This is a genomic window from Enterococcus sp. 1001283B150225_161107_E12 (genome assembly GCF_015556925.1).
Lineage (GTDB): Bacteria > Bacillota > Bacilli > Lactobacillales > Enterococcaceae > Enterococcus_B > Enterococcus_B mundtii.
Map to the genome: position 1 here is coordinate 57,365 of NZ_JADNNI010000008.1, position 14,040 is coordinate 71,404.

Annotated in this window: 25 protein-coding genes and 2 pseudogenes; 21 read left to right on the forward strand and 6 right to left on the reverse strand. The window is 35.7% G+C overall.

Features of this window, described 5'->3' with window-relative positions; genetic code table 11:
• Nucleotides 1-57: 57 nt before the first annotated feature.
• The 3 genes from I2F89_RS08025 to I2F89_RS08035 form a co-directional block, all read right to left on the reverse strand.
• Nucleotides 58-1,230, reverse strand: a complete 1,173-nt coding sequence (locus I2F89_RS08025) for a site-specific integrase (protein ID WP_096081733.1) — start codon at nucleotides 1,228-1,230, stop codon at nucleotides 58-60.
• A gap of 279 nt (nucleotides 1,231-1,509) precedes the next feature.
• Nucleotides 1,510-1,914 carry an ImmA/IrrE family metallo-endopeptidase gene (locus I2F89_RS08030; protein WP_096081731.1) on the reverse strand — a complete coding sequence of 135 codons (405 nt, stop codon included), beginning with the start codon at nucleotides 1,912-1,914 and terminating at the stop codon, nucleotides 1,510-1,512.
• Nucleotides 1,915-1,923: 9 nt separating this feature from the next.
• A complete protein-coding gene (locus I2F89_RS08035; protein WP_137072795.1) occupies nucleotides 1,924-2,259 on the reverse strand; it encodes a helix-turn-helix domain-containing protein in 336 nt (111 codons plus the stop codon).
• A gap of 305 nt (nucleotides 2,260-2,564) precedes the next feature.
• On the opposite strand from I2F89_RS08035, the gene I2F89_RS08040 reads away from it, so the two are divergent.
• From I2F89_RS08040 to I2F89_RS08060, 5 genes are all read left to right on the forward strand, one after another.
• Nucleotides 2,565-2,774 carry a hypothetical protein gene (locus I2F89_RS08040; protein WP_137072793.1) on the forward strand — a complete coding sequence of 70 codons (210 nt, stop codon included), beginning with the start codon at nucleotides 2,565-2,567 and terminating at the stop codon, nucleotides 2,772-2,774.
• A 285-nt stretch (nucleotides 2,775-3,059) separates the two neighbouring features.
• Nucleotides 3,060-3,263 carry a hypothetical protein gene (locus I2F89_RS08045; RefSeq protein WP_096081729.1) on the forward strand — a complete coding sequence of 68 codons (204 nt, stop codon included), beginning with the start codon at nucleotides 3,060-3,062 and terminating at the stop codon, nucleotides 3,261-3,263.
• 3 nt (nucleotides 3,264-3,266) lie between these two features.
• Nucleotides 3,267-3,575: a DUF771 domain-containing protein gene (locus tag I2F89_RS08050; protein ID WP_137072789.1), complete on the forward strand. Its 309-nt coding sequence runs from the start codon at nucleotides 3,267-3,269 to the stop codon at nucleotides 3,573-3,575.
• A 17-nt stretch (nucleotides 3,576-3,592) separates the two neighbouring features.
• A complete protein-coding gene (locus I2F89_RS08055; protein WP_195514164.1) occupies nucleotides 3,593-4,369 on the forward strand; it encodes a phage antirepressor in 777 nt (258 codons plus the stop codon).
• Between the two features lie 11 nt (nucleotides 4,370-4,380).
• A complete protein-coding gene (locus I2F89_RS08060) occupies nucleotides 4,381-4,779 on the forward strand; it encodes a hypothetical protein (protein WP_096081726.1) in 399 nt (132 codons plus the stop codon).
• Here I2F89_RS08060 and I2F89_RS08065 read toward each other — a convergent pair.
• A complete protein-coding gene (locus I2F89_RS08065; RefSeq protein WP_023520241.1) occupies nucleotides 4,776-5,045 on the reverse strand; it encodes a hypothetical protein in 270 nt (89 codons plus the stop codon). The genes I2F89_RS08060 and I2F89_RS08065 overlap by 4 nt on opposite strands.
• A 188-nt stretch (nucleotides 5,046-5,233) precedes the next feature.
• Here I2F89_RS08065 and I2F89_RS08070 point away from each other — a divergent pair, with 188 nt between their 5' ends.
• The 10 genes and pseudogenes from I2F89_RS08070 (at nucleotide 5,234) to I2F89_RS08110 (ending at nucleotide 9,477) form a co-directional block, all read left to right on the forward strand.
• On the forward strand, nucleotides 5,234-5,422 hold the full coding sequence (locus I2F89_RS08070) for a hypothetical protein (protein ID WP_137072785.1): 189 nt from the start codon (nucleotides 5,234-5,236) through the stop codon (nucleotides 5,420-5,422).
• Between the two features lie 138 nt (nucleotides 5,423-5,560).
• Entirely contained in the window at nucleotides 5,561-5,686 is a 126-nt protein-coding gene (locus tag I2F89_RS15625) for a hypothetical protein (RefSeq protein WP_023520240.1), read from the forward strand.
• A 217-nt stretch (nucleotides 5,687-5,903) separates the two neighbouring features.
• On the forward strand, nucleotides 5,904-6,245 hold the full coding sequence (locus tag I2F89_RS08075) for a hypothetical protein (RefSeq protein ID WP_137072225.1): 342 nt from the start codon (nucleotides 5,904-5,906) through the stop codon (nucleotides 6,243-6,245).
• Nucleotides 6,238-6,972 (forward strand): DUF1071 domain-containing protein, encoded by a 735-nt coding sequence (locus tag I2F89_RS08080; RefSeq protein WP_137072783.1) that lies wholly within the window; start codon nucleotides 6,238-6,240, stop codon nucleotides 6,970-6,972. The genes I2F89_RS08075 and I2F89_RS08080 overlap by 8 nt, the downstream gene beginning before the upstream one ends.
• 5 nt (nucleotides 6,973-6,977) lie before the next feature.
• On the forward strand, nucleotides 6,978-7,664 hold the full coding sequence (locus I2F89_RS08085; RefSeq protein WP_137072781.1) for a putative HNHc nuclease: 687 nt from the start codon (nucleotides 6,978-6,980) through the stop codon (nucleotides 7,662-7,664).
• Nucleotides 7,665-7,667: 3 nt separating this feature from the next.
• Complete coding sequence (locus tag I2F89_RS08090) at nucleotides 7,668-8,414, forward strand: helix-turn-helix domain-containing protein (RefSeq protein ID WP_137072778.1); 747 nt, start codon at nucleotides 7,668-7,670, stop codon at nucleotides 8,412-8,414.
• 12 nt (nucleotides 8,415-8,426) lie between these two features.
• Nucleotides 8,427-8,720 carry a hypothetical protein gene (locus I2F89_RS08095; RefSeq protein ID WP_229078077.1) on the forward strand — a complete coding sequence of 98 codons (294 nt, stop codon included), beginning with the start codon at nucleotides 8,427-8,429 and terminating at the stop codon, nucleotides 8,718-8,720.
• Nucleotides 8,710-8,874 (forward strand): hypothetical protein, encoded by a 165-nt coding sequence (locus I2F89_RS08100; RefSeq protein WP_010733960.1) that lies wholly within the window; start codon nucleotides 8,710-8,712, stop codon nucleotides 8,872-8,874. The genes I2F89_RS08095 and I2F89_RS08100 overlap by 11 nt, the downstream gene beginning before the upstream one ends.
• Complete coding sequence (locus tag I2F89_RS08105) at nucleotides 8,867-9,169, forward strand: hypothetical protein (RefSeq protein WP_137072776.1); 303 nt, start codon at nucleotides 8,867-8,869, stop codon at nucleotides 9,167-9,169. The genes I2F89_RS08100 and I2F89_RS08105 overlap by 8 nt, the downstream gene beginning before the upstream one ends.
• Nucleotides 9,166-9,477: pseudogene (locus I2F89_RS08110) on the forward strand (MazG-like family protein). Before I2F89_RS08105 ends, I2F89_RS08110 begins: the two are co-directional and overlap by 4 nt.
• Nucleotides 9,478-9,690: 213 nt before the next feature.
• On the opposite strand, the gene I2F89_RS08115 reads toward I2F89_RS08110, so the two are convergent.
• Nucleotides 9,691-9,936: a toxin-antitoxin system, toxin component gene (locus tag I2F89_RS08115; protein WP_137072774.1), complete on the reverse strand. Its 246-nt coding sequence runs from the start codon at nucleotides 9,934-9,936 to the stop codon at nucleotides 9,691-9,693.
• A gap of 410 nt (nucleotides 9,937-10,346) precedes the next feature.
• Here I2F89_RS08115 and I2F89_RS08120 point away from each other — a divergent pair, with 410 nt between their 5' ends.
• The 4 genes and pseudogenes from I2F89_RS08120 (at nucleotide 10,347) to I2F89_RS15630 (ending at nucleotide 11,859) form a co-directional block, all read left to right on the forward strand.
• Complete coding sequence (locus I2F89_RS08120) at nucleotides 10,347-10,724, forward strand: YopX family protein (RefSeq protein WP_071866025.1); 378 nt, start codon at nucleotides 10,347-10,349, stop codon at nucleotides 10,722-10,724.
• 410 nt (nucleotides 10,725-11,134) lie between these two features.
• Nucleotides 11,135-11,329, forward strand: coding sequence for a DUF1642 domain-containing protein (locus tag I2F89_RS15755; protein WP_178946496.1), 195 nt, complete (start codon nucleotides 11,135-11,137; stop codon nucleotides 11,327-11,329).
• Nucleotides 11,296-11,541, forward strand: a pseudogene (locus I2F89_RS08130) (DUF1642 domain-containing protein); the annotation flags it as partial. The gene I2F89_RS15755 and the pseudogene I2F89_RS08130, both read left to right, overlap by 34 nt.
• Before the next feature lie 195 nt (nucleotides 11,542-11,736).
• Complete coding sequence (locus tag I2F89_RS15630; protein ID WP_010733971.1) at nucleotides 11,737-11,859, forward strand: hypothetical protein; 123 nt, start codon at nucleotides 11,737-11,739, stop codon at nucleotides 11,857-11,859.
• 52 nt (nucleotides 11,860-11,911) lie between these two features.
• Here I2F89_RS15630 and I2F89_RS15695 read toward each other — a convergent pair whose 3' ends face one another.
• The gene (locus I2F89_RS15695) at nucleotides 11,912-12,163 is read right to left on the reverse strand and encodes a hypothetical protein (protein ID WP_081367400.1); all 252 of its coding nucleotides are present in this window, start codon (nucleotides 12,161-12,163) and stop codon (nucleotides 11,912-11,914) included.
• Between the two features lie 306 nt (nucleotides 12,164-12,469).
• On the opposite strand from I2F89_RS15695, the gene I2F89_RS08135 reads away from it, so the two are divergent.
• Both I2F89_RS08135 and I2F89_RS08140 read left to right on the forward strand, forming a co-directional pair.
• A complete protein-coding gene (locus I2F89_RS08135; protein ID WP_071866027.1) occupies nucleotides 12,470-12,937 on the forward strand; it encodes an ArpU family phage packaging/lysis transcriptional regulator in 468 nt (155 codons plus the stop codon).
• Nucleotides 12,938-13,502: 565 nt separating this feature from the next.
• Complete coding sequence (locus tag I2F89_RS08140) at nucleotides 13,503-13,685, forward strand: hypothetical protein (protein WP_023520218.1); 183 nt, start codon at nucleotides 13,503-13,505, stop codon at nucleotides 13,683-13,685.
• The last annotated feature ends 355 nt before the right edge of the window (nucleotides 13,686-14,040 follow it).

A 14,040-nucleotide genomic window follows, 5' to 3' on the forward strand; every position in this document is an offset into this window, starting at 1 on the left:
TCATGGGGTGAGTGATTGACATTTGCCACAAATTTGCCACAAAAATAATAAAAAAATTTAGGAGTGCTCTTTGAGTGCTCCTTTTTCGTTCATATAGTTTTGGTAGAGTTTTAAAGAATCATCTTCGATTTTTTCTGTAATGTGCATATAAATGTCAGCAGTCACACTTATAGTGCTGTGCCCAAGTCGAGTACTGACATACTTTATGTTTGCCCCAGATTCTAGTAAATGAACTGCATGGCTATGCCGCAAAGCATGAGGGGAAAGTACAGGGACATTCGCACGTTCACATGTTTTATAGAAAAATTCTCTAACAACTGAATGGCGCAAATAGTTGCCGTTTTCGTTAGAAAATACCATAGATTCATTTATTGGGCTATCGTACGATCGATACCTCAAAATACATTCATTCTTGTTTATTTTATGTTTCTTTAGCAGATGAACAAGACGATCATCAATTTTGATCGTACGAATACTTGTTTTTGATTTAGGTGGCGTAATTATTGAATTGTTATGATCATCGTAAGATAGTGATTTGTTTACTGTTAATTTATCTCCGTCAATATCTAACCACTCTAACGCTAAAGCTTCGCCTAATCGGAGACCAGTACTCGCTAACAGGTAGAATAAGACGTAATATTGAATGGAATGAGCGTATTTACCTAATTTATAAGAGGATAAGTATTCTAACATTTGAGCAAGCTCATTTTTAGAATAGAATTTCAATTTCTGTTCTTCTTTAGCGGTTGGGAGTTTTATTTTTTTAGCAACATTTTTTTCAAGATAGTTGAGTTCATATACTGCAGTCTCTAATGCATCGTGTAACACATTTAGATTTGATCGAATTGTGTTTCTTGTTTGTTGCTTTGTGGTATCTAGGTCATTTACCCACTTAACAATATCTGTACGGGTTATTTCCTTTAAACTCATCATTCCAAACGTAGGTAATATATGAAGTCTTATGGAACGTTCTAACCTAAGATAAGTTGATTGTTTGATATTTGGTTTTTTGTAAACTTCGAGCCAATCCTCCAAATAGTCGGCCATTAATATGTTATTAGCTCCAATCTGAACACCGTTATTATATTGTCTTTCAAGTTCATTTGCCGCAGCTTGTGCATCTCTCTTTGTTCTAAACCCACTTTTCGAAACTTCTCTAAATTTTCCGTTATCTTTATATCGAATACGAAAACGCCACTTTCCGTTTTCTTGTTGCTTGATACTAGCCATGATAATCAACACCTTTCTTAGACATTCTAGGACTCTAACACGGCTAACTCTCTATCTTGAAAGCCTGTTGTTTTTTTACTAACGCAATATCTCCTTCGGATATTTCTATTTGAGACAAAACATCATTTGTTAGTATTAAATTTAAGTAGTTATCCATGTCAATATTAAATTTTGCTTCATTCTGTAGTAAAAAACCGTTTGGTATAGTCAAATTTTTTTCGGACATAATGAATCCCTTTTCAAGAATGTATGTTCGTTTTCCAGGCAAAAAAATAATAATTAAACTGCAACTTCGTTTCTTACCATTTCTAAAATAAGATTTCTGATAGTAGATTCGCAATTGTAATCTAGTTCATAGTAGTCCATAAATGAAAAAATGTTTATTTGATATGGATCGATATGACATTCAGATAAAAAATCGTAGAGTAAATTCTCAATCATAAAGCGATCAGCTTCATATTCCATTTTAGTTCTGAAATAAAATATCTTGTAGAGCTCAATAAATTCTTTGTGATCTACAACATGCTTTATTTCATGATAAATTGTTTTTCTTCTGTCTTCTTGCGAGAGGCTGCAGTTAACGAAGATAATATGCTCTTCTTCGATATAGCAGCCATCTGATTCCATTTCAACATAAGCAATACCTACGCCACATTCATTAAGTACCGTTTCTAATAACTGCATACACTCACCTCACTTCGAACTTTGTCTACCTTCTATATAAGCGCGAATTGCCGCTCTGTCTATATCGGTCAGTGGTTTACCACCAAAAGTCATAGCGTTGTCGAGCATCTTGTCTAAATCGTCAGGCACACGTTCCTGTATTGGATTAGGGTTGTCTGTGCGTCCTAGTAGATAGTCAGTTGTTACGCCGAAGTAGTCAGCGATAATTTTTAGATTATTGCCACTAGGTACTTTTTTCTTCCAAGAGTACAAGTAATTTTTGCTGAATCCAGTTCGTTCTTCTAAAGTATTTATAGAAATTCCTTGTTTGTCAGCTAGTTTTTTTACTCTATCAAATACCGTCATCTCAAGATTCTCCTCAATAGAGAACACATAAAATTAAACTTTTGATTAAAAATAATTTGACAATTAATCTATAGTCTAATATACTGTATTCATAAGCTAGTTATTTAGCTAGAAACAAAACTAAATAGCACCAATAAAAATCAAAAAATTTCGAGGTCGGTAAACTTAGAAATACTGATTTATAGGCTTTTTTCAGTCTTATTTAGCTATGGTTTTATTTTACACTATAGTTTAAAAATGTCAATAATTAGTTTAATTTCTAGCTATATTTCTAGTTTAACTATATGAGAAATGAGGTGAGAAAGATGGTTACTAAAGAAAATATAAATACAATCCTGCATGAAGGCGAGGAGATGACGTTGGCGGAATGGGAATTGGTTTCAGATGTTGTGAGCAATACGTTGAAAAACAAGGTCCATGAATATGAAGAAAATTTAACATTCAGAGACCTTGATTTGAACAGAACTGCTAATCACCTGCAATCAATTCTTGTCAGTGACAATTTGAATGAATGACGGGTGAATGCGGAAGTCTTGGCCACGAAAATGCAAATTAATGTAGTCATAATTGAATAGTTCATGTCCCTCTTCTCTCCACCAAGTGTTGGGATCTGAATGATTAGTTCCGATGACGCAGTTAGGATCTGCTGACAGATTTTGCCATTCGCCAAGTAAATTAGCGTAAACATTCTTCACGTAAATCACCACCTTATCAATTATTTCAGCGGACCACTCGCTGATATGAGAATTATATCAAAATTATTAAACACGTTTAAGAAAAATAAGAAAGAAGGTGACGTTATGGTCATTGAAGATTTTCATGAAATGGTCCTGATTCAAATGAAACGTCAAGATAAAACCTGGAAATACCTAGGAGAATTAATCGGAACTTCACCGACATACGCCAAGCAAATTGTAGAAGGTGTTCAAAAAGGTCCTAAAGCCCAGGCATACAAACGTACAATCGCCAACGATTTACAGATTGCAATAGTAAAGGGGGCGTAATCTATGTTTCAGCAACAAAGACAGTCAGTGACGGTGGATATTCAGGTTGATGACGCGTACTGGAAAGAATATGCAGACGCATACCTTAGAGAACTGTTTGAGCATTATCTACGACCACAGTTTTTAACTATTGCTGACATGGAAAAAATTACTCGTCGTAAACGAGCATGGATAATGGAGTACATCGTCGATGACCCATATGTTCGGAAAAACAAGTTAGCTAAAAAAGACACAGATGGTAAATGGCTTTTCGATGCCGAGAATATCCGCCCGTTTTTAAAACGATTATTTGATGATTTACCAGAGTATTAGAGAATGGAGGCAACACAATGAATCAACCACAAATTTTTAATTTCGAACAAAACGAGGCTCGAACGGTTTTAGCAAATGATGAACCATATTTTGTAGGGAAAGATGTTGCAACAGCGTTAGGGTTTAAAGATTCGAATAACGCTTTAAAACAACACGTTGAAAATGAAGACAAAATCATAGGGTGCCAAAACACCACCCCATCTTTTAAAGATAAATTAGGAAGGAACCAGTATCCAACTTTAATAAACGAAAGTGGAGTTTATGATTTGATTTTTGGTAGCAACTTGCCGTCAGCAAAAAAGTTCAAACGCTGGGTGACAAGCGAAGTCCTACCAGCAATCCGTAAACACGGTATTTATGCAACAGATGAGTTGCTAAATAACCCAGATTTACTTATCGGAGTAGCAACCAAACTTAAAGAGGAACGTGCTTTACGATTAGTCGCTGAACAACGGGTAAATGAGTTACAACCCAAAGCGGAGTACTATGACAACATTTTAAAAAACAAAAGCCTTATGACAATCAGTATCATAGCTAAAAATTACGGCATGAGCGCAACCAAGATGAACAATCTATTGCATGATTTAGGTGTTCAGTACCGTCAAGGTAATGCTTGGTTACTTTATCGCAAACACCAAGACAAGGGCTACACACATACCGAGATGATCCCAGTACAAGGTAGCGAGAATTTGAAACCTAGTACTAAGTGGACACAACAAGGTCATATTTTTATCTATCAACTTTTGAAGGATAACGGAATACTTCCTTTAATCGAACAAAAACAACTCGCATAGGAGGTAACAGAATGAAAATCAATAAAAAATTAGAGAAAAAATGGCAAGTGTGGGAAACGATGATGGAAGGCGCTGAGATGTTTCTAAATGCTGCAAGAGATTTGGGTTCAACTGTCATAAACGAGGATGATGCTGTTGTTTGCCTAACTAGTGAAAAAATCCAATTAACCATAGAGCAATTGAAAGATGCAAAGGAATTAGTTGAAAAGCTAGAGTTTGCAGAAGAAATAGTAAAAACGCTCCCTACTATTAGAGGAAGTAAGGAGCATCATGAATTGAATGTTGAAAAAGTAACAGATTCTGATGAACAGTCATCTATTTTTTCAGGAATGACTTTTGAAAGGCCGCCAATTTCAAAAAAAGAATACATCGCTCTGTACGAAGATTATGTTAGGCGAGCGAGATTCTAGTAGTTACGGGATTCAAGTTCACTCATAAAACCATCGTTTATGAAAATCTTATCAAATTGTGCAATTGAAAGTCGTACATTTTTTAGCTCTGATGATAGATACGAGTATATTTCTTCAATATTTTTTTCAGATTGAACTAACAATTGATTTTCCAAAACGTGAATCCATGTATCGGGTGACAAAGACTCAATCTTTGCGCGAATCTTGATAGCTAGCTCTGGGTCAGCGACTTCAAGATAACGAAAGCTTATTATATATTTTTTCAATTAGTATTCTCCTTTCGATTATTTCAGCATTGCAGTGCTGATAATTAAATTATACCAAAAAGAAGAATCTCATAGGCACAACAATAACGAGAACCTGCACAAGCAGGGATGAGGAGGAATCAAATTTGATGTCGTAGATAGAATTGCGAATTTTCGACACTGAATACGGATATATAGGAGGTAATTTGATGGCATACACAGTACAACAAGAACACCAAATTATCAATCTTATAAGGCTACGTAGAAAAGAATTACAGGATGATCGTGCAGCACTCAGAAAAGCCGATGAGCTTTCAGATAGACAAGCAGAGCTGATTGCGAATGAGCTTGAAGATTTACGCAAGTTAGAAATTAAAAATAGGGAGATAAGACTATGAAAAAGACAGACACGCTTTTTATCGGAGTCATTTTAGGTTTACTCGTACTAGTAGCGCACTACAGCGTAGTGGGAGGGAGTATTTTCGCAAGTTTAATGGTTTTGATGAACCTATTAGATTCCAAGGAAAGGAGAACATATGAAACGAAAAGAAGCTTTGAAAAAAGGAAAGGTGATTGCTGATAGATGGTGGCGTGACAATAAGTCAACTTTCTTAAGTCAACAGGTGATCAATAAACAAAAGAAATGGCAGGAAATTAAATGAAATTAAGACAAAAAATAAAAGAGTATCTATTTTACAGACATGTTTTTTATTGTCCGGATTGTCGCTATACATTACGTTTTAACAATAATTTACTACAACAGTGTCATCCATGGGATGGACCGTATTGTTCAAAGTGTGGAGAAAAAATACAAAAAAAGTGACTCCGCCTGCAAGCATAGAGTCACTAAAGAAAACACATCTAAGGAGATGTTAACACATGGAAAAAGAACTTTCCACTCTAGATCAATATTTGACTGACCCTGATTGGGGAAAAATGAATATTAAAGGAACAAATAACCGAAAAATTAGACGAAATCTTTTGACGGATGAAGAACTAGCATGTGATCAAGATGATCTGGGGAATTTTGTGAGTATCTATGACCATGTCTATCTTATCCATCTATCAAAACATTCAAATAAACCAGAATATATCTACGTCATCGAAGATGGCTTGATTGATGCGCTTGAAGAGTACGAGAGGGGAAATTTGATCGATATCTCATACTACGGACAAGGGAAAAAATACATTGCTGAAATGGAGGAAGAATTCGATGAGTGAAGGAACGCAACGCACCGATAACAAATTATTCAATAGCCTATACAAGATAACCGTCAATGATGTGGTCGAAAAAAGAAATAAACTGACTTATCTATCTTGGGCATGGGCGTGGGCAGAAGTCAGTAAGATCTGTGAAGAGGTAGACTACGAAATCTATCGTGATCCAGAAACAAATCGCCCTTATCTTTTTGATGAGAAAACAGGGTACATGGTCTTTACCAGTATCACAGTCACTGGAGTAAAGCGTGATATGTGGCTGCCAGTGATGGACGGAGCAAACAAGGCAATGAAAGATGAGCCGTACACCTATGAAGTTAATGACTATCAATGGAATAACGAAACGAAGAAAAAAGAAATTGTTGGAAAAGTTAAAAAGAGAGTTGAAGCGGCAACTATGTTCGATATCAACAAGACAATCATGCGTTGTCTAGTAAAAAACCTCGCAATGTTCGGTCTTGGTTTATATATCTTTGCCGGTGAAGATATGCCAGAGGATGTTTCAATGCTAGAAACTGCGAGTCAGCGAAGTAAAAAACTATTTTTGGATGCTTTACAGCTTATTGCTAATAAGTATGAAAAAACAATTGATGAAGCAATTGTTGCGTTGACTGATGCGGCTTCTATTACAGCGGATGATAGCAAATGGACTAAACGTGATCTAGGTGTTCTGAAACGAGGTGTTAACTGGTTAGAAGACCAATACAAAGAAGAAGTAAAAGAGAAGTGATATGAGTGTTCAAACCATTAATCGATTCATATTCTGCAGTACTAAAGAATTTTAGGGGCAACTACATTGGCGCAACAATCAACGAAGAAGTAAACATCGAACGTTTAAGAACAATGTACGAAGGCTATGAAGGTGATCGGATCATTGAAGTGCGTTTTATCGATCCACGTCGCTTCACAGCCCAGCAAAGAAACTTCATTTATGCGCTCATAGGGGATATATTCATCGATACAGGCACGCCAACAGATTTCTGGAAGGAATTCTTCTACTTTCGTTTTGAAGGTGTCACAGGGCGGAAAATAAGCCTCAAAGACGAATCGAATACAACTGTGAGCGATGTAAACATCCTAGCAAATATCATCTTAGATTTCATCTTTGAACATCATATTCCTTTTAAAGAAGGATATGAAATCTTACCAGCGAATCAAGAATACTACTTCTACAAGTGTATTACGAAAAGAGTCTGTTGTATTTGTGGAAGAACAGGAGCTGACATTGATCACTTCGATAAAGCATTGGGTAGACGAAAACGTAAAAAAATTGATCATTCAGAATACACTTACGCAGGACTTTGCAGAATACACCACACAGAAAAACATCAAATCGGTGTAACTAATTTTAAAAATAAGTACCAAATCAAAGGGATTAAGTTAAATCAAGAAACGATCAAAAAGTTAAATATTGGAGGATAAAAAGTGGATCACAGAGGATATTACGCTATCATACCTGCAAATGTTAGATATGACGATTCATTGATACCTAGTGCAAAACTTCTTTATGGAGAAATCACAGCTTTGTGTAATGAAAAAGGTTATTGCTGGGCTAGTAATGAATACTTTGCCAATCAATACAAAGTAAGTAAGCCAACAATTCAGAATTGGCTAAAGTCACTTGAAGAAAAAGGCTATATCTACCGAGAAGTTAAGTACAAAGAGGGTAGTAAAGAAATCGAGGCTAGGTATATAAGAATTCTTGGTGGGGGTCACCAAGAAAATTTGGCGGGGGGTCACCAAGAAATCTATCAAGATAATAATACATCTATTAATAATACATTTAATAATACAAAAGAATATATAAGAGAGTTACCGCCTTCGAAAAAATCGAAGGCTAAGCCCATCCGTCATAAATACGGGGAATATAAAAATGTTCTCTTGTCAGATGACCAAATGGAGAAACTCAAAACAGAATTCCCTAATGATTATCAAGAAAGGATTGAACGGTTATCCGAGTATTGTGAATCAGCTGGTAAAACTTATAAAAATTACTTGGCCACTATTCGAAGCTGGGCAAGGAAAGAAAAAAGTGAGCCTAAGAAGATGAATAGTAGCTACAAGCGCACAGGAAGACGAGAGACACTTCCTGAATGGGCAATCGACCAAGAAGCCTATCAAAAGAAAAAAGCGCTAGAACGATCAAATAAGCCCCGATGGGATGAAGCGTAAGGGGGAGAAGATTTGGATATTAATTTTGACTACTTAGGATTAATTAAAGAAATCGCTAAGTACAAAAAAGATGAGGAGTATGACATTTTAGGAATCGTACATGATCAACTGGCAGCAGTTAATCTCGAACAGATCAAAAATGATCGTAGATGTTGGGCGAAATTACGTCATTATTATGCTTTTTACATTGATCGTACAAAACTAAGGGAAACAGCTTATATGAAATTGCTTTTTTGGGAATGTATCAAAGGATTAAAAGCACATTTAAGAGAACTCGAAAGACAAGGGTACTGTCATGGAAATTAATGAGTTGAAAGCTCAAGTGGAGCTAATGCACAAAGAAGCGATGAGGCAAAGCGCTTCGTATGAAGACAAATGGTTAAATACATTTCACGGCGGACGTGAGAGTGCACTTGATCAAGTACTCAAATTATTGAAAGGAGACTGTCAGGATGGATAAGAAAGCAGCAATGAAACGAATTGCTGAATTAACCAGTGCGGAATCTTGGCAAGAAGATGAAAAAATCATCGTAGAAGTACAAAAGCTTGGTAAAAAGATATGGACTGAGAAGCTTAGAAGAAAAACACCGAGGAAAATTGCAATTTGGCATGGCGACAGAATTCTAGTTACAGGTACAGCTGAACAGTTAGCAGAAATTACTGGGCTGTCAAAAAATATCATATGGAGCAGAGCGAAGCACATGGATATTGACTCTAAGGGCCGTCAATTTAAATACATGGAGGAAGAAAAATGAACGAACTGACAATAAATATTGAGAAATGGGCTAAAAATAAAGGATTGGATCAGGCACAACCAGAGAAACAGATGTTGAAGGTAATTGAGGAACTTGGAAAGGTCGGAGCTGGTATGGCTCGTGGCAATTTAAAAGCCGTAAAAGATGGTATCGGAGACACGCTTGTTACTCTTATCATTTCAGCTATGCAGCATGGGTTGACTGCTGAGGAGTGCTTAGTACAGGCTTAGAACGAAATTAAAGGACGTACTGGGCAAATGGTTGATGGGGTGTTTGTAAAGTCTAGTGATCTGGAGGACAGCAAATGAAAAAACTAATTATGCTCATTGTGACTATAGGAATGGTTTTTAGTTTATCGGCACGTCGTTAATTTACAAGAGTTTCTTGAAAAGTAAGCCAAGGGATAGATAATCTCGCTGCCATTCTCATCTGTTAGAGATTAGCAATTATTGTAAAGGAAGTCGTAAAAGGAAAATTTACCGTATTTTGCTGAGATAGAAAAGCCCCTTTCTGAGTAGAGGCTAATTAAAAGTCACACTTTGCTCTTTTAATTGTTTAATTACTTCAGCAACATAAGTTTCTTGAAATTTTTTTTCAAACTCTTCTATAAATTTTTTTGATGTTAAATCAAAATTTTTTTCTGAATACTCAATTAGTTCATTGGGTGTATCGAATTCTGCAATAATTGAAGCACTGTCAAAAGAATCTGCTACTTGTAATGAGACAGTTTTCATTATTGATACAATATCAACTTGTGTTTTTAGCATAAATTTCACTCCTTTATATAAGTTTAACACATAATTGATGAATAGTAGTGTGTTTTATAATTCTATACATTCATTGTGAAATAAATGAGATAAAGTGAATGGGTCTCCGACGATACTGAGGTTAAAAACCGTAGTGAGATTCTTTGGATGATGCCAATCTATATGAGTTTACACAAACTGAAAGAGACTCACGGAGACAACGAGTACGACAAGCAATACCTACTGATCATCGGACTTGCCAAGTTGCGGTTTGGGGTAGAGGCCAGCAAATGAGTGATTGGGAAAAGGATAATGAAAAGAGTAATGATTAGCAAAGCCATACGTCGCTTAAGAAGTTACCTGTACAATTAAGCTACAAAAGATGCAGAGAAAGCTATTATTATTTTTCAGAATATGGAGGAAGACAGCAGATGATACTGAAGTTTCGGGCATGGGATAAGAAAAACAAGACAATGCATGAAGTTGAATTAATAGATTTTATTGATAATATAGGCTATTTATCGATAGAAGACGGTAGAGGTGATTGGTACAGCTTTGAAGTCGATACCATACTCATGCAATCTACAGGACTGAAGGATAAGAACGGTGTAGACGTTTATCAAGGCGATATTATCAAATGTACTAGTGGTTGTCCTCATGAAGTCATTTGGTTAGAGGAGTATGGCGGGACGTTTATCGGTGGTATGCCAGCATGGTATCTTTCAGGACTAAATAATGGCTATTCTTGGACGGGTGAAGAAGAGGTAATCGGGAATATTTGGGAGAATAGTGATCTATTAGAGGAGTAGACGTAAGAAACCAGCCATATAGACTGGTTTAGTTGTTACTTTTTAAAGCGATAGATTAGATATGCGATAAAAGTAACAACTGCGAGAAATAGGCCAATCAAATATCTAATAAAAATAGATAACGATTGATCAAGTCCATAGTTAAAGATTTTAGATATAAAATAAAAAATCGGACTTGCAAAAAGAAACATTGTGTAACATTGATCATTGCATTTTGCAAATCTACAAATAACTAGGACGAAAAGAATAACTATCACTCAAAAGATAACCTTTGCAGTTATAAACAAATGAGCCACCCCCTAAATCCCCCCACAAATTAACGCTAACACGTTAGAGATTTAGAGACGAATAATAAGATTGAAACTCAGATATATTCAAGCAAGTGAACAAAAACACATTGGTTAGTTTTTATGAAGGAGGAACAGCAAAAGCCAGTGTTGCCTGAGTTTGTAGCTAAGTGGTTTGAGGATGCAAAGGATAATTTAGAAATTCCAATATTCTACGAATGTGTTAGAGCGATGGAGATTAGCAAAGAATATCGTAATGAATTTCATCAATGGTTTGCCAATTCGAAAAAAATCCAATCGAAACACTCATTCGCATGAAAGATGGCTACGAGGTCGAGAAAGAGCCGATGTATTATGTGATATTGAGTGAAAATAAAGGTGGATGGAAATATACTTTTTTAGATGAAGAAGGAAACGCTGATTATACAAATAACAAAGCACATATTCCAACTTTTACTGAAAAGGAAATCAAAGGGAATGACGAACGCTTCTGGCCATTTGCTGTGCCAGTGAAAGAGGTGGAAGGATGAGGGGATTGATAATAGTCATTTTAGTCTCTACAATAACTTCTTTTATTGTTTCCTTTCTCGTAATGAAATTCCATTTAAGAATACTTAATAAATGGTTGCAAAAGTTTTTCGATGAAGAAACCAAACGAATAAAAAGTTACTTGTCTAGAGGCAAGTAGCACAAAAATTTTTAACAATTGGAATAGGAGTGTCAAGATGGAAAAAGCTAAAAGCTTAATTATATGGAATAAAGACGGATCAACAATGAAATCTGAGAAAGTAACAAATTTTATAGAGGACTGGCAAAGAGCAAAGCGAATATTGCAGTTGCTCGATTAGTGGATATGAAGACTATATAAACAGCGAAAGAATGTACTTCTAAGAGAAAAATTTATTTTCTATAAAAATAGGAAAGTATCATTATGAAAAAGACCACAGAGATAAATAAACCTACCACATAAAAAATGAATATTTCTTGCGATTCAATATAGGTATGTTTAACAATTTGTACAATAAAAAATACTATAGGTAAAAAAGATAACATGAGGAGCTTATTTGTTCTAGAGTGTTTGACAAAGTAACAAAACGCGACAACACCAATACAAACGGGAATCCAAAATAACAGCATGCTCCACATAGTCACTCAACCATCTCCTATACGCTTTATTATCAATAGATAATATCATTTTTCGTAATAAAGATAAAAAAATAAGTAAGGCTTCTCATTAAATATAAAAAAGACAGCCGACCACTGGCTGTCCTTAGCAGAATATTGAAATAGTGAGCCATCTGTTTTCCGCCAGATAGCTCAACATGTATATGGGTAACGAGTGCAACCTCGCTACTTGAAAAGCTTAGCATAAGCATGGGTATAAAAAAAGCCGGATTCCTCCGACCTTAATTAATAATTCTGACACAATTATTATATCATAAATGGAGGAATCAATGGATGGTACTTTTCGATGTAAAGAAGTATGAGACACCAGAGGCAAAAGATGTGGATATGGATCGCACAAAACATAATGTTGGTGTTTTCCTTTCAGCATATCTGTCAGCTAGATGTAGGGTAGGTCAACCTCGTGAGCCTAAAGTAACAGCATCTTACTCCTTGGTTCCACCTTCTACTGCAAATAATACATTTGAAGCAGAACGAATGATGATTGAGAAAGAGGAAGCACAACAAGAATTTGAGTACTTGCACAAATTATTTATTCGTGGCTATTCAGCAATTCAGCATCCGCATAAACCTGATGTAACAGAAAGACGGAAAAAGATATTCTATGATCGTTATATCAACGGTATGTCGATTTATGTAACTGCTCAAAGAAATAATACGAGCGAGGAATCTGTAAAAGCAGAATCGAACAAAATCATCATTCAATTTGCTTCTTCCTTAGAACTGGTTGCTTTTAAGTAGCCAGTTTTTACACTTTTTATACCCATTTACTACCCAGAAGCTTTCCTTTTTATACCTTTTTTGTACCGATCAACTACCTAGCAAATGATTTATTATGATAGTGTCGAAAGATTAGGAAACAGGACTTCGACAAAAACAATTTGAAGGGAGGAAATCTCCCTCATCGTTGTAATTAAGCTTCGATAGACAGCAGCAAATAAACTAAAGGATGTGGGGTTCAGCTCCTGCGGATAGTTCATATGTTGCTGTCTATTCTTATTATGTCGCTGTGGCGGAAGTATGAGACGCAACGGTCAATGTGAATAACCTCGTGAGAATCTAGTAGGTTCTTGTGTGTAGTGCAATCCCACTCCAGTGACTTTGGGAGGACTTATTTAACACTGGTCAGTGTAATAAGTATCTGACCCATAACAATAGCAACTGAGGCTGTGGTAGGGAAGAGAAGCGGTTGTCAGGCTTGTGTAAGGTTGTTGGATTTGTTTGTATCTACAATATGAACATGCTTTACTAATTATCAAAAATTGTTTATCCTGTATGGAAAATGTTCTCAGAGGTGAAACGATTTATGTTAGAAACTAGTGAATTGAAAAAAGATGGCATCTACATGGCTAAAGTAGTCGGAGAAAAAGAACTTTATAAAATCAAAATTCGTAATATTTTAGAAAGAACAGCAGTCGTCGAGTTAGTGGACGACAGCAATAAGGTAGCTGTAGTTAAGTTAAAAGATATTAGAGAAGCTGTCCTATAAAGGATAGCTTTTTGTTTTGAGAAAAAAATTTGCCGGTATCAAATCTGGCAGATTGTAGGGCCTATTCACTTATAATTCGAGTTTTGCAACAAAAGCTACAAAATAAAAATTCGTCTGAGGGTCTTTTTAAGCTAATAGAGAGAAGAGCATCATTATGTTCTGTATGATACCCGATAGCAGTGATTTCATCTTTTTGTTTAATACGATGGCAAGTGCATTCGTGAATGACGAATCGATTATTCGATATTTTTAACTTTTTCTTTTTGATCACATAGTAAGGCATTTTACTTACCTCTCTTTTTTACTCTATTATACAGCGAAAGGATAAAAAGTCATGAAAAAGTTAAATCAGATG

Bases quoted from the DNA above. Each gene is read 5' to 3' on its own strand.
- I2F89_RS08025 (WP_096081733.1), bottom strand. From the start codon at position 1,230: ATGGCTAGTATCAAGCAACAAGAAAACGGAAAGTGGCGTTTTCGTATT.
- I2F89_RS08030 (WP_096081731.1), bottom strand. From the start codon at position 1,914: ATGCAGTTATTAGAAACGGTACTTAATGAATGTGGCGTAGGTATTGCT.
- I2F89_RS08035 (WP_137072795.1), bottom strand. From the start codon at position 2,259: ATGACGGTATTTGATAGAGTAAAAAAACTAGCTGACAAACAAGGAATT.
- I2F89_RS08040 (WP_137072793.1), top strand. From the start codon at position 2,565: ATGGTTACTAAAGAAAATATAAATACAATCCTGCATGAAGGCGAGGAG.
- I2F89_RS08045 (WP_096081729.1), top strand. From the start codon at position 3,060: ATGGTCATTGAAGATTTTCATGAAATGGTCCTGATTCAAATGAAACGT.
- I2F89_RS08050 (WP_137072789.1), top strand. From the start codon at position 3,267: ATGTTTCAGCAACAAAGACAGTCAGTGACGGTGGATATTCAGGTTGAT.
- I2F89_RS08055 (WP_195514164.1), top strand. From the start codon at position 3,593: ATGAATCAACCACAAATTTTTAATTTCGAACAAAACGAGGCTCGAACG.
- I2F89_RS08060 (WP_096081726.1), top strand. From the start codon at position 4,381: ATGAAAATCAATAAAAAATTAGAGAAAAAATGGCAAGTGTGGGAAACG.
- I2F89_RS08070 (WP_137072785.1), top strand. From the start codon at position 5,234: ATGGCATACACAGTACAACAAGAACACCAAATTATCAATCTTATAAGG.
- I2F89_RS15625 (WP_023520240.1), top strand. From the start codon at position 5,561: ATGAAACGAAAAGAAGCTTTGAAAAAAGGAAAGGTGATTGCTGATAGA.
- I2F89_RS08075 (WP_137072225.1), top strand. From the start codon at position 5,904: ATGGAAAAAGAACTTTCCACTCTAGATCAATATTTGACTGACCCTGAT.
- I2F89_RS08080 (WP_137072783.1), top strand. From the start codon at position 6,238: ATGAGTGAAGGAACGCAACGCACCGATAACAAATTATTCAATAGCCTA.
- I2F89_RS08100 (WP_010733960.1), top strand. From the start codon at position 8,710: ATGGAAATTAATGAGTTGAAAGCTCAAGTGGAGCTAATGCACAAAGAA.
- I2F89_RS08105 (WP_137072776.1), top strand. From the start codon at position 8,867: ATGGATAAGAAAGCAGCAATGAAACGAATTGCTGAATTAACCAGTGCG.
- I2F89_RS08115 (WP_137072774.1), bottom strand. From the start codon at position 9,936: ATGCTAAAAACACAAGTTGATATTGTATCAATAATGAAAACTGTCTCA.
- I2F89_RS08120 (WP_071866025.1), top strand. From the start codon at position 10,347: ATGATACTGAAGTTTCGGGCATGGGATAAGAAAAACAAGACAATGCAT.
- I2F89_RS15755 (WP_178946496.1), top strand. From the start codon at position 11,135: ATGAAGGAGGAACAGCAAAAGCCAGTGTTGCCTGAGTTTGTAGCTAAG.
- I2F89_RS15630 (WP_010733971.1), top strand. From the start codon at position 11,737: ATGGAAAAAGCTAAAAGCTTAATTATATGGAATAAAGACGGATCAACA.
- I2F89_RS08135 (WP_071866027.1), top strand. From the start codon at position 12,470: ATGGTACTTTTCGATGTAAAGAAGTATGAGACACCAGAGGCAAAAGAT.
- I2F89_RS08140 (WP_023520218.1), top strand. From the start codon at position 13,503: ATGTTAGAAACTAGTGAATTGAAAAAAGATGGCATCTACATGGCTAAA.